The 12729-nt window shown below is 53.0% G+C and carries 12 protein-coding genes; 9 read left to right on the forward strand and 3 right to left on the reverse strand.

Annotated features, from left to right (window positions below; translation table 11 throughout):
• The first annotated feature begins 278 nt into the window (after positions 1-278).
• Both AM379_RS12480 and AM379_RS12485 read left to right on the forward strand, forming a co-directional pair.
• Entirely contained in the window at positions 279-3053 is a 2775-nt protein-coding gene (locus AM379_RS12480; protein ID WP_106503753.1) for an autotransporter outer membrane beta-barrel domain-containing protein, read from the forward strand.
• Positions 3054-3144: 91 nt separating this feature from the next.
• Positions 3145-3768: a helix-turn-helix domain-containing protein gene (locus AM379_RS12485; RefSeq protein WP_014168808.1), complete on the forward strand. Its 624-nt coding sequence runs from the start codon at positions 3145-3147 to the stop codon at positions 3766-3768.
• On the opposite strand, the gene ampH is transcribed toward AM379_RS12485, so the two are convergent.
• Positions 3765-4931, reverse strand: coding sequence for a D-alanyl-D-alanine-carboxypeptidase/endopeptidase AmpH (gene ampH, locus AM379_RS12490; RefSeq protein ID WP_020885249.1), 1167 nt, complete (start codon positions 4929-4931; stop codon positions 3765-3767). The two genes, AM379_RS12485 and ampH, sit on opposite strands and share 4 nt — an antisense overlap.
• 204 nt (positions 4932-5135) lie before the next feature.
• Between ampH and AM379_RS12495 the strand changes: the two genes are divergently transcribed.
• From AM379_RS12495 to AM379_RS12505, 3 genes are all read left to right on the forward strand, one after another.
• Positions 5136-5669, forward strand: coding sequence for an isochorismatase family protein (locus AM379_RS12495; RefSeq protein ID WP_025205011.1), 534 nt, complete (start codon positions 5136-5138; stop codon positions 5667-5669).
• A gap of 111 nt (positions 5670-5780) precedes the next feature.
• Positions 5781-7001 (forward strand): peptide antibiotic transporter SbmA, encoded by a 1221-nt coding sequence (sbmA, locus tag AM379_RS12500; RefSeq protein WP_025205008.1) that lies wholly within the window; start codon positions 5781-5783, stop codon positions 6999-7001.
• 14 nt (positions 7002-7015) lie between these two features.
• Positions 7016-8113 carry a DUF1615 domain-containing protein gene (locus AM379_RS12505; protein WP_073395596.1) on the forward strand — a complete coding sequence of 366 codons (1098 nt, stop codon included), beginning with the start codon at positions 7016-7018 and terminating at the stop codon, positions 8111-8113.
• Here the strand turns inward: AM379_RS12505 and AM379_RS12510 are convergent.
• Positions 8110-8412, reverse strand: coding sequence for a DUF2755 family protein (locus AM379_RS12510; protein ID WP_020885246.1), 303 nt, complete (start codon positions 8410-8412; stop codon positions 8110-8112). The two genes, AM379_RS12505 and AM379_RS12510, sit on opposite strands and share 4 nt — an antisense overlap.
• 248 nt (positions 8413-8660) lie before the next feature.
• Between AM379_RS12510 and AM379_RS12515 the strand changes: the two genes are divergently transcribed.
• Positions 8661-8897 carry a DUF2754 family protein gene (locus AM379_RS12515; protein ID WP_020885245.1) on the forward strand — a complete coding sequence of 79 codons (237 nt, stop codon included), beginning with the start codon at positions 8661-8663 and terminating at the stop codon, positions 8895-8897.
• Here AM379_RS12515 and ddlA read toward each other — a convergent pair.
• Positions 8894-9994 carry a D-alanine--D-alanine ligase gene (ddlA, locus tag AM379_RS12520; protein WP_020885244.1) on the reverse strand — a complete coding sequence of 367 codons (1101 nt, stop codon included), beginning with the start codon at positions 9992-9994 and terminating at the stop codon, positions 8894-8896. The two genes, AM379_RS12515 and ddlA, sit on opposite strands and share 4 nt — an antisense overlap.
• Positions 9995-10097: 103 nt before the next feature.
• Between ddlA and AM379_RS12525 the strand changes: the two genes are divergently transcribed.
• From AM379_RS12525 to iraP, 3 genes are all read left to right on the forward strand, one after another.
• Positions 10098-10781: an extensin-like domain-containing protein gene (locus AM379_RS12525; protein ID WP_020885243.1), complete on the forward strand. Its 684-nt coding sequence runs from the start codon at positions 10098-10100 to the stop codon at positions 10779-10781.
• 169 nt (positions 10782-10950) lie between these two features.
• Positions 10951-12165, forward strand: coding sequence for a multidrug efflux MFS transporter (locus tag AM379_RS12530; protein ID WP_025204998.1), 1215 nt, complete (start codon positions 10951-10953; stop codon positions 12163-12165).
• 209 nt (positions 12166-12374) lie between these two features.
• Positions 12375-12635, forward strand: a complete 261-nt coding sequence (iraP, locus tag AM379_RS12535; RefSeq protein WP_014168818.1) for an anti-adapter protein IraP — start codon at positions 12375-12377, stop codon at positions 12633-12635.
• Positions 12636-12729 lie beyond the last annotated feature (94 nt).

Here is a 12729-nt window from a genome sequence, read left to right on the forward strand (position 1 = left end):
TTTCTATGATGAAGTAAATATATCATTGAAAATGATCTATTTATTTTTATTATATTTTTTATCTTTATAAGGGGTGTTTTAACTGCCTGTTTTATAATGATTATTGATGGCATTGTATCGCTTCTGCATTATTTTCATGTTGTTTGTCTGAATGCGGACTTAATGGAATGATTCATTGAACCTTTTCAGATTGAAAATGCATAATTCCCTCCGCAATTAAGTATTGCAAAATCGTTAGATGGACAAACTTGCTTACGTCCCTGAGGAGGGATGACCCAATGCAAACATGGAAAAAGAAACTGGTTGTATCACAACTTGCATTAGCCTGCACCCTGGCTATCGCTTCTCAGGCCAATGCGAAGGATATTTCTGGTACGACATATAATACCTTCGGATATGATAATACGGCAGCTGCTCCCTGGTATTATGGTTACGCTGACTGGGATTACTCTGATGCGACGCACGATGGTGATATTTATCCGGTGATTAATAAATCCACCGTGAATGGTGTTATATCAACCTATTATTTGGATGATGGTATCAATGGGCGGGCGAATGCGCTGAGCATTTCCAACAGCACCATTAATGGCATGATCACTTCAGAATGCATGACCGCGTCATGTGCTGATGGCGTGGATACGGACGGCACAACCCATTCTCAATACGACCGTTTTAGCCTGACCGTCGATAACTCCACGATCAATGATACTTACGAGCATTATGCGTATAACGTTGTGAACGGGGAAAATACGGAAACGCACTATCTGGACACCTATGCGCTGGGCAATGCAATTACCCTGGATGTGGAATCGGATATTGTTATTCAGAATAACTCTCACATCGCCGGCATTACCCTGACTCAGGGGTATCAGGAACGGGATAATACCCCGTATGACGGTGTGGAAGGTGTGGCGAACAGCAGCAATGTCTTTACCGACACGCTGCTGGTGAAAGACTCGGTGCTGACCTCTGGCGCATACAGTGACCTGGGCACCAGCGGGTTCTATGGTCAAACCGCGAAGCCGAGTGATTACGGTGAAACCAATGCCACTGCGGCTGACGACGCGGCGCTGATTGTTGCTGCCAGCGCGTCTGACAACGCGATGCAGACCACCGCCATGTTCGATCACTCCACGATCACCGGCGATATCCTGTTCTCCAGTACCTTCGATAACAACTTCTACCCGAACGGCGATCCGGCAACCGATACGACGGCTGACGGTATATACAACCCAACCACCAACGGCTGGGATGACACCGATAAGCTGGACGTCACGCTGACCAATGGCAGCAAATGGGTCGGCGCAGCGCAGTCCAGCGTTGAGGCCATCGGCACCGCGCAGATGTATGGCCAGGGCTACAGTGACGTTGACTGGCGCACCCTCTCTCCAGATAGCATCTGGCCGGATTCCACGTTCGACAATAATGGACATGTCGCGGGTGAAGCGGTCTATCAGAGCGGTCTGTTCAACGTCACGCTGGATAACGGCTCTGAGTGGGATACCCGTAAGCTCTCTAACATCGACACGCTGACGGTGAATAATCATTCGCAGGTCAATGTTGAAAACTCGGGCCTGCTGGCTGATTCCATCACCCTGTCCAATGCTTCATCTCTGAACATCGGTGACAAGGGTGCCGTGGCAACCGACAGCCTCTATCTGGACAGCGACAGCCGTGCGGCCCTGACAGAGGAAACCGCGGAGCTGTATGCCAATACCATTACCGTGGACAACGGTGCGGAGCTGTCTCTCGGCCTCGGCCAGGTGGATACGCACAATATGGTGTTGACGGATGGCGGCGTGCTGAACGTGGCCAGCCGTGATTACGTGTTGAACAGCGATCTGAACAACGCCCGCTATATCACCAATGATATGAGCAAAGCCGATTACGACTACGGCGTTGTGGCACTCAACGCTGACGGCCATCTGGCCGTGAATGGTGACGTGGCAGGGAATTACGCCGTGCGTATCGACAACGCCACCGGCGCCGGCTCTGTTGCTGACTATAAAGGCCAGGAGATTATCCGTGTTTATGACAACAACACGGAGACCCGCGCCAGCTTCACTGCGGCAAATAAAGCCGATTTAGGCGCATATACTTATCAGGCGCAGCAGAAAGGCGACACTGTTGTTCTACAACAGCAAGCGCTGACCGATTATGCCAACATGGCGCTGAGCATCCCGTCTGCCAACACCAACATCTGGAATCTGCAGCAGGATGCAGTTAGTGCGCGTCTGACCAACAGCCGTCATGGCCTGGCGGATAACGGCGGCGCATGGGTAAGCTACGTTGGCGGCAACTTCGACGGCGATAATGGCGTTATCAGCTACGATCAGGACGTGAGCGGTATCATGGTTGGTCTGGATACCCTGATTGACGGTAATAATGCGAAGTGGATCGTCGGTGGCGCGGCAGGTTTCGCCAAAGGCGATATCAGCGATCGCACCGGTCAGGTGGATCAGGACAGCCAGACGGCAATGATGTACGCGTCCGCGAAGTTTGCGAACGATCTGTTCATCGACAGTTCCCTGAGCTACACCCGATTCAACAACGATCTCTCCGCGACCATGAGCAATGGTCAGTATGTTGACGGTAACACCACCACCGACGCCGTTGGTTTTGGCTTGAAACTGGGCTATGACTGGAAACCAAACCTCTCTGGTTATGTGACGCCATACGCGGCCGTGTCGGGTCTGTTCCAGTCCGGTGATGACTATCGCCTCAGCAACGACATGCGCATGGATAGTCAATCCTATGACAGCCTGCGTTACGAAGCGGGTGTGGATGCCGGTTACACCTTTAACTACGGCGGTGACCAGGCGCTTACGCCTTACTTCAAACTCGCTTATGTCTATGACGACGCTGGTAACGATGCCGATGTTAACGGTGACAGCATTGATAATGGCGTGAAAGGCTCCGCAGTGCGGGTTGGTCTGGGTACCCAGTTTAGCTTTACGAAGAACTTCAGTGCTTACACTGATGCCACTTATCTGGGCGGCGGTGACGTTGACCAGAACTGGGGCGCAAATCTGGGTGTGAAATATACCTGGTAATGAATAAAAGCGGGGGATAAGCCCCCGCTTTTTTATAGATGACAATAAAAAATAATAGTGAACCGACAAATACGGATGTCTTGAGGTCTGCATGAACGTTAATGCGAAACCACTTTCTGAATTAAGCCGGCTCGAAGCATGTTTGATAGCAGCCAGTACCCCGTTTAAATCTGCTCCACAGCAATTAATTACCTCGGGCAAGGGGAGTGAGCCTTGTACCTACGTATTCCAGACCGGCGTTATTGAAGTTTATCGTCATTCAGACGATCTGCTGGTTGGCATTGCGTCAGCCCCTTTTATTTTTGGCCTGTCTGCCGTAGTGATTAATCACAGTCAGGAATACAGAGTCACTGCCAAAACGGCCTGTACCGGTTTTTATTTGCCCGCGGCGACCACCCGTCAACTCATTCAACAGCATTCGCTCTGGAAAGACGCGTTTTGCTGGTTATCCTGGATAAATTACATTCTGGGCAAACGCGACAGACAGCTGGTGGGAAATAACTCCTATCACCAGATCCGCGCAATGCTGCTGAATATGGCCGAGTGGGATGAAACACTGCGTTCAAAAATTGGTGTGATGAATCATATACAGCAAAGCACGCGTATTTCACGCTCTGTCGTTGCCGAAGTGCTCGCCGCTTTGCGACAAGGCAACTACATCAATATGAGCCGGGGCAAACTGGTCAGTATCAACCGTTTGCCCACGGAATATTAAGGCTGGATGGAGGCGGTGAGCACCTGGGCTTTATTGGCGCTCAGCTCAGCCACCAGGTTATTGATGCCATCGCTCATATTGACGAAACGCGTATTTGGAGAGCGGGTGACGACCACAAACGCGCCCACGTTGGACTGCGGGATCATCGCCATATAGGTGATGAATCCACCGCCGCCACCGGTTTTCTGAATAATGCCCGGTCGGCCATTTTTGGGTGCCATATAGACCCAGCCCATGCCCAGCGCGTCGGCTTTACCCGGTACGTCCATGCCGATCACGCGGTGCAACTGGCTACGCTGGTAAATCAGGGTCTGCATACGATCGGCCTGGTGACTGCGCGCATAGAAATCTGATGAGAGGAACTGCTGCATCCAGCGCATCATGTCGCCTGGCGTTGAATAGACCCCGCCACTGCCGATGGCTGCCAGGGTGTTATTACACGGGCTTGCGCCTTTCTCTGCCACCATCAGGCGTCGGCACTGATCCGGAGAAGGGGTAAAGGTGGTGTCCTTCATGCCGAGCGGGCGCGTTATCTGCTCTTCAAAGAGCTGCGGGTAAGGTTTGCCTGCTGCCGTCGAGAGCGCATCTGCCAGCAGGTCAAACGCCAGGTTTGAGTAAGATGCCTGTGAACCCGGGGCCGATTTCAGCGTGGCGGTGCTCAGGTAGTTCCAGCGCTGTTCGCGCGTTGGCCAGACAAAAACGTCACGGTGCGCCGCGCCGCCGGGTTGTTCGCGAGGCAGCGCGCTGGTATGGGTGGCAAGGTTTACCAGCGTGATGGGCGTGCCCTGATAGGTTGGAACGCGTGCGCCTGGCGGCGCATATTTGCTGAGCGGATCGTCGAGCTTGACCACGCCCTGATCGAGTAATTTCACCAGCATTTCGCTGGTCATCAGCTTGGTTAAGGACGCAATGCGGATCACGGAATCCAGCTGCGGGTGAACGTTATTTCCCGGTCGCGTTTCGCCAAAGCTGCGAAATACGCGCTGGTTGCCATCGATGACCACCATCGCCATCCCGGTCGCGCCACTGCCGTAATAGATAAGGTTCGCGTAGCGATCGGCAATATCTGAAGCCAAAACGGGGGCCGTCAGCGGCTGAGCTGCCTGGGCGGTGGAGAAGCTCACCGCACACAGCGCGGCAAAAGAGAGCAGACAACGTTTCAACGAAAAGCATCCATGAATTGAATGAGAAAAGTAATGGGTATTTATACTACTAAAGCGCACGGTGCAATGCCCCGAATTGCATAACGATAGCGAGAAAAACGTAACCATGGGTAAATAAGCATAATTTCCTGGCGACCAGTCTCCCATTTTGTGACATCGGCCGTATGATAGAGGCCAGTGTCACTCAATCTTGCGGAGAACGATATGTCAGTGAAGCGTGTGGTTATGGTTGTCGATATGCAGCAAGGGGTGTTTGCAACGCCGCGTTACCAGCGCGAAAAATGTGTTTCGCTTATCAATCAGCTCACGCAGGCCGCCGAACGGGTGATTTTTATTCAGCATACCGGTGAAGGCGGTCTGGAAGAGGGGAGCGAAGGGTTTGCGCTGCTGCCTGAACTCCATCAGCCCGCTGACGCGCTTTACGTCACCAAGACTGCCTGCGATGCATTTTATAACACCGCACTTGAAGCGGTGTTACGCGAGCAAGGTATTCGCGAGTTTGTCATCTGCGGCTGTGCCACCGATTACTGTGTCGACGCGACCATCAAGAACGGGGTCAGCCGTGGCTATCACATTACCGTGGCGGAAGATGCCCATACCACGGCTAATCGTCCGGCAGCCGACGCGCCCATTCTGATTAATCATTACAACGACGTCTGGCGTGACTTTATTGCGCCGGCTAATCCTCTCGCGGTGAAACGCACCGAAACAATTCTCGAAAACTGGAAAGCGAACTAATAATTAACCCTCGGGTCTGACCTTTTTGCCTGCGCCGTCTGGCTCAGGCGAGATTTTCGTGTGGTGATGTGTTGAGCACAGCAACAGCCATAACAACAAGAAGGAAGCATTATGTTTAAGTCTTTTTTCCCAAAGCCGGGGCCTTTTTTCCTGTCGGCATTTATTTGGGCACTGATCGCTGTCATTTTCTGGCAGGCTGGCGGCGGGGCGTGGCTGGCCCGCATAACGGGTGCAACGGGTGACGTCCCGATCAGCGCCGCTCGCTTCTGGTCGCTTAGCTATTTGCTGTTTTACGCCTACTACATGGTATGCGTTGGCCTGTTTGCCCTGTTCTGGTTTGTCTATGCGCCGCACCGCTGGCAATACTGGTCGATTCTGGGAACCTCGCTGATTATCTTTGTGACCTGGTTTCTGGTGGAAGTGGGGGTGGCAGTAAACGCCTGGTATGCCCCGTTCTACGACCTTATCCAGACCGCGCTGAGTTCGCCGCATAAGGTAACCATTAACCAGTTTTACCATGAGGTGGGCATTTTCCTCGGTATCGCGTTGATTGCGGTGGTGATCGGGGTGATGAACAATTTCTTCGTCAGCCACTACGTTTTCCGCTGGCGTACCGCGATGAACGAACACTATATGGCGCACTGGCAACACCTGCGTCATATCGAAGGTGCAGCACAGCGTGTGCAGGAAGACACCATGCGTTTTGCCTCCACCCTTGAAGACATGGGCGTCAGCTTTATCAACGCCATCATGACGCTGATTGCCTTCCTGCCGGTGCTGGTGACGCTCTCGGCTCACGTGCCGGATCTGCCTGTTGTCGGTCATCTGCCGTATGGGCTGGTGATTGCGGCGATTGTCTGGTCTCTGATGGGGACGGGGCTGCTGGCGGTGGTCGGGATTAAGCTGCCGGGGCTGGAGTTTAAAAATCAACGCGTGGAAGCGGCTTATCGTAAAGAGCTGGTCTACGGTGAAGATGATGCTAATCGTGCCTCGCCACCAACCGTACGCGAGCTGTTTGGTGCCGTGCGTCGCAACTACTTCCGTCTCTACTTCCACTATATGTATTTCAATATTGCGCGCATTTTGTATCTGCAGGTCGATAACGTTTTCGGTTTGTTCCTGCTGTTCCCGTCCATCGTTGCGGGTACGATTACGCTCGGTCTGATGACCCAGATAACAAACGTTTTTGGTCAGGTGCGTGGCTCATTTCAGTACCTGATCAGCTCCTGGACCACGCTGGTGGAACTGATGTCCATCTATAAACGTTTACGCAGTTTTGAGCGTGAGCTGGACGGCCAGGAACTGCAGGAAGTCACCAATACATTTAGCTAATACAGGGAGTTGCTATGACCTTTGCCGTACCGCGTGCGTTACCGTTGTCCTTACTGGCCGCTCTGGTGCTGGTGGGGTGTGCCGAAAAAGGGGCCGCTCCGCTTAAAGAAGGGGAGAAGCCTGTTGATGTGGCAAGCGTTGTGCGGCAAAAAATGCCCGCCAGCGTGAAAGATCGCAATGCATGGGCGGATGCGCTGGCAAAAACCTTTGAAAGCCAGAAGATTGCCCCTACCGAGGAGAATATCTGCTCGGTACTGGCGGTGGCGCAGCAGGAATCAATGTACCAGTCAGACCCGGTCGTGCCGGGTCTGAACAAAATAGCCTGGAAAGAGATCGACCGCCGTGCGGAATCGATGCATATCCCGGTATTTCTCGTGCATACCGCGTTTAAGATCACCTCGCCAAATGGAAAAAGCTACAGCGAACGGCTGGACACGGTAAAAACCGAGAAACAGCTCAGCGCCATCTTTGATGATTTCATCAGCATGGTGCCGATGGGGCAGACACTGTTTGGCTCACTTAACCCGGTACACACCGGCGGGCCGATGCAGGTCAGCATTGCCTTTGCGGAAAAGCATACCGACGGCTACCCGTGGAAAATCGACGGTACGGTGCGTCAGGAGGTCTTCTCCCTGCGTGGCGGCTTGTGGTTCGGCACTTATCATCTGCTGAACTATCCGGCGAATTACAGTGAGCCGCTGTACCGCTTTGCGGACTTTAACGCAGGCTGGTATGCCAGCCGTAACGCGGCGTTTCAGAATGCGGTCAGCCGCGCGAGCGGCGTGAAGCTGGCACTGGATGGCGATCTTATTGCCTACGGCAGCAGCGAGGCTGGCACCACGGAGCGGGCGGTGCGGAAATTATCGAACAGGCTTGGCATGAGTGACAGCGACATTCGCCATCAGCTTGAGAAAGGCGATAGTCTGGCGTTTGAGAAAACCGATCTCTACAAGAAAGTCTTTACGCTTGCAGAACAGAAAAATGGGAAAACGTTACCGAGGGCAATCCTGCCGGGTATTCAGCTGGAAAGCCCGAAGATCACGCGTAACCTGACAACCGCCTGGTTCGCAAAACGCGTGGATGACCGCCGGGCTCGCTGTATGGGGCTTTAAAAGCGACGGCGAAAACGCAGTACTAATGCCACAACGCCTAAAATCATACACCCTGCGAGGAAAGGAATCAGGCCAAACAGGGTGCTTACGCCAAAGCCAATTTCCACTCGCGGGCGTCCGTTATCCTGCACCTGCATCAGGTGTTCATAGACTCCTGGTGCATGAACCAGCATATTGAGTAGCTGCGAACCCGCCCAGAAACAGAACAAGACGAACAGGGCATAAGCGATATTACCCGCCGTGGAGGTTTTTGGTTGTTTACCGCCAAAAATCGGTTTCGACAATGTAAAGTCAGCCATCACGACCTCCCGATAAATCACTCTGTTTTATATGCGTCTTACAAGGTGAGTTTGACAGGTCATAGCATTTGTCAATATCAGAATCGTGTTAATTTACCCTAAGGAATTCTCCTGGATTGTCGAATTCTGCAGCGCATCACAATTTCTTAACTTAATTGAAACAACAGCGTGTTTCAGAATTTCCGCATCAGCCACAGACCTCGTCATAAATCTGTGAGAGGATATCTTTTTTTCCTGCCGGAGTTGTCATGAAGCTCACTTCCAAACTACGCCGTGACTGGCATTACTACGCCTTTGCTATCGGGCTGATCTTTATTCTTAACGGTGTCGTGGGGCTGTTGGGATTTGAAGCAAAAGGGTGGCAAACGTATGCCGTGGGTCTGGTGACCTGGGTTATCAGCTTCTGGCTGGCGGGGATGATTATCCGCCGTCGTCCTGAAGAGACGACAGCGGATGAGACGGAAACGGCGAAGAGTCCCGATTAACCGTTTACGGAGCTTTTCAGGGCGCTGTCCGCAGCATGACGCTCCAGCGCCAGTTCAATCAGGCGGGTGATGAGTGCTGAGTAGCTAAGCCCGCTGGCCTGCCACAGCTTGGGATACATGCTGATGTTGGTGAAGCCCGGCAGAGTGTTGATTTCATTAATCACCACCTCGTTTTCAGGCGTCAGGAACACATCCACGCGCGCCATGCCGCTGCAGCCGAGCGTCTGATAAGCGTTAATCGCGATCGCGCGGATCTTATCGTTGATTGCCGGATCGATATTCGCAGGCACAACAACCTGGGCGCCTTTATCATCAATGTATTTGGTGTCGTAAGAGTAGAAATCACTGTTTAACACCACTTCTCCGCAGGTGCTTGCCTGTGGGAAATCGTTGCCCAACACGGCGCACTCAATTTCGCGGCCTTTGATGCCCTGCTCGACCACCACTTTATGGTCAAACTCAAACGCCAGGCTGACCGCTTGTGTGAACTGCGCTTCGCTTGTCACCTTGCTGACCCCGACGGAAGAACCCTGGTTTGCAGGTTTCACAAACAGCGGCAGGCCCAGCTGACCAGAAATCTGAGCGAAGCTGTGTTGGTCACGGTTGGCGCGGGTGAGGGTGACAAACGGCGCAATATTCAGCCCTGCATCACGCAGCAGGCGCTTGGTGACATCTTTATCCATGCAGGCAGCGGAACCCAGCACATCAGAACCGACAAACGGCAGGTTGGCCATGCGCAGCATCCCCTGCAGCGAACCATCTTCGCCAAGGGTGCCATGAACGATAGGGAAGACCACGTCAATCTGGGCGAGAGACTGCGCATTACCGGCGTCGATGAGTTGCCCTTGCACCACGCCGGGTACGGTCGCGACGCTGATTGCAGAAGGATTCAGAGCGATATGCGCCGGATCGTCAGCATTTAACAGATACTGGCTGGCATCGTTGACATGCCATTGCCCCTGTTTATCTATGCCCAGCAGCACCACGTCGAAACGGCTTTTATCGATTGCATCGACGATATTTTTGGCCGATTGCAATGAAACCTCGTGCTCCGCTGATTTTCCTCCAAAGACAATACCTACGCGCTGCTTTGCCATCTCACTCTCTTCCAGTCTGACGAAAAACCAATAACATACCACGATGCCCAGCGGGTTTCGCGGCCTTCTGCCATAATGTTTTGGGGAATGTTAAGGGGGGAGCGTGAAAGGAAAAACTCTGCTGACCGTTTTCATTATTGCGGCTGTCGCAACGGTGGGGTATCGCTGGTTGCCGTCTTACTACAACCCTTTCACGCCGCTACATCTCGACGACCCGCCAGGCCGCATTACCCAGTATAAGCTTCGGAACTTAACGCCCCAGGCGTGCACGAGCCTGTTATCACAGGCCAATCAACGCGCGCTTATCCGCACACAACCGGTCGCAGACAGCGGTGGGGAGTGTCCACTCCGTAACGTCGTCCGGGTACGTAACTTCGGTCCGGTCAGCCTGAACAGCAGTTTCCTTGCGAGCTGCCCGCTGGCGCTCAGTTCTGCCTTGTTTATCAGCCAGCAGGCCCGGCCACTCACCAGAAGCTATACGGGAAGTGAGCTGACGCGTATTGAGCATCTCGGCAGCTTTGCCTGCCGCAACATTTACCATCGCCCCGACGCGCGACGCAGTGAACATGCCACGGCAGAGGCACTGGATATCACGGCGTTTGTGCTGGCGAACGGTGAGAAGGTCACGGTACAAAACGGCTGGAAGGCGACCAAAACGCAGCCATGGCTGAAAGGCATGCTGGCGGCGAGCTGCAGCTATTACGGCAACAGCCTGGGGCCAGAGTATAACGCTGCCCATGCCAGCCACTTTCACCTGGGGATGCGCGGTTTTGGTCTCTGCCGCTGAAGCATAATATTCCGTCAGAAAATGGATGATTTGTGACTTATTTCACAAATATGATGACTGGGAAGATAAAACACCAAAGTCGGCAAGGGCGCATCTCTGGTGCGACGTCATAACGCGTAACTTGCTAATCTGTCGGCGAATTCGCCTAAAAATGAAGACTATTTCTTTTATGGAATCCTGGAAAGTTAATCTCATCTCGGTCTGGTTCGGGTGCTTCTTTACCGGGCTGGCCATCAGCCAGATATTGCCCTTCCTGCCGCTGTACGTGTCGCAGCTGGGCGTTACCTCCCATGAAGCGCTCTCCATGTGGTCAGGTCTGACGTTCAGCGTCACGTTTCTGGTCTCTGCCATTGTCTCGCCGATGTGGGGCAGTCTGGCCGACCGCAAAGGGCGCAAGCTGATGCTGCTGCGCGCATCGCTGGGGATGGCGATAGCCATTCTGCTGCAGGCCTTTGCCACTAACGTATGGCAGCTCTTTTTCCTGCGAGCGGTGATGGGGCTGACGTCCGGGTATATTCCGAATGCCATGGCGCTGGTGGCCTCGCAGGTGCCCCGTGAACGCAGCGGCTGGGCGCTGAGTACGCTCTCTACTGCTCAGATAAGCGGGGTCATTGGCGGCCCGCTGCTAGGGGGCTTCCTCGCCGATCATGTGGGGCTGCGCGCGGTGTTTATCATTACGGCCATCCTGCTGGTGGTCAGTTTTCTGGTCACGCTCTTCCTCATTAAAGAGGGAGGACGCCCCGTCATCAGCAAAGCTGAACGCCTGAGCGGCAAGGCCGTCTTCGCCTCGCTGCCCTATCCGGGCCTGATGATCAGCCTGTTTGTGACCACCATGGTGATCCAGCTTTGCAACGGTTCGGTCGGCCCGATTCTGGCGCTGTTTATTAAGTCGATGGAGCCAGACAGCAATAATATTGCTTTCCTCAGCGGGATGATTGCCGCCGTCCCGGGTGTATCAGCCCTCATTTCGGCACCACGTCTTGGAAAACTGGGCGACAGGATCGGCACGGCGCGTATCCTGATGGCCACGCTGATTTTTGCGGTGGTGCTCTTTTTCGCAATGTCGTTTGTCACTTCTCCGCTTCAGCTTGGCGTGCTGCGGTTTCTGCTGGGCTTTGCCGATGGTGCGATGTTACCCGCGGTGCAAACATTGCTGGTGAAATATTCCAGTGACCAGGTAACGGGCCGTATTTTTGGCTATAACCAGTCGTTTATGTATTTAGGTAACGTTGCCGGTCCGCTTATGGGAGCCGCTGTTTCGGCAATGGCCGGTTTCCGTTGGGTATTTGCTGCTACCGCTATTGTGGTGCTGATAAATATAATTCAACTGGCTATTGCACTGCGTCGCCGCAGACAAATGGCAGAGGCGAAGTCGGCGCGATAGCCGTTTCGTAGATGTATTATATATTCTTATGGTCGCCGCATTTTTATATAACTAAATGCGGCGTTTTTTATAGAAAAACGTTTCGCTGAAAGCCGCGAGGAATCTATTTTTCCTGCCGCATCACTTTTGCATAACATAATAAATTTCTTCTCTTTGCATAATGGATTCAGAATGCTAAGTTCAGACAAAACGGATAAGGAAATAGCACCATGAAAAATCTCATTGCTGAGTTGTTGGTCAAGCTTGCACAAAAGGAAGAAGAGTCAAAAGAGTTGGTCGCCCAGGTTGAAGCGCTGGAAATTGTGGTCACCGCGCTGCTGCGACAAATGGCGAAAAACGAACAACAGACGTTGATTGAGAACGTTGAAGGCGCGCTGGAAAGCGTCAGACCCGATTCCCAGGTGCCGGTTGAGGATGCTGAAATGCTCCGCCAGTACGTAAAAAAGCTGTTAAGGCATCCTCGCAACTAAACCATCACGGAACCTGACGGCGTGTCATAGAATTGTCATGCAGGATGCCTATAGTCGCTCTGTTTTATTTTTTATGTATTTGTACATGGAGAAA

Source organism: Enterobacter cloacae complex sp. FDA-CDC-AR_0132 (assembly GCF_003010695.1).
Classification (GTDB): Bacteria; Pseudomonadota; Gammaproteobacteria; order Enterobacterales; family Enterobacteriaceae; genus Enterobacter; species Enterobacter ludwigii.